Here is a 302-nt window from a genome sequence, read left to right as displayed (position 1 = left end):
GAAAGTATAGAAGAAACACAACAACCTTAAATTAGGTTTATAAACTATAATAAAATTAATAAAAAATAATGGATAGAATATTAGTATATTTTATCCATTATTTTTTTGTATTTTTATAAATTCACTATAGTTTGATTTTAAATCATTAATATCTATACTAGATGCAAGTGATAAAAGCTCACTATAAGACATATTTGTACTTATATAGGGTGATATTTCTTTATATAAGCTAATATATTCAGGAATTGACATATTTTTAGGGTCATCTATATTCTTTACTACTGGAAGTATTTCTTTGTAGT

General features: G+C 21.5%; 1 protein-coding gene. It reads right to left on the bottom strand.

Annotated features, from left to right (window positions below):
- Positions 1 to 90 precede the first annotated feature (90 nt).
- Positions 91 to 302, bottom strand: a 212-nt coding sequence (locus tag G3997_RS06480) for a hypothetical protein (RefSeq protein WP_296644638.1), incomplete at its 5' end; no start/stop codon positions are given.

The organism is Romboutsia sp. 13368 (genome assembly GCF_018336475.1).
Lineage (GTDB): Bacteria > Bacillota > Clostridia > Peptostreptococcales > Peptostreptococcaceae > Romboutsia.
The sequence above is the reverse complement of the archived record's forward strand: the minus strand, read 5'-3'. Positions and strand labels throughout refer to the sequence as shown.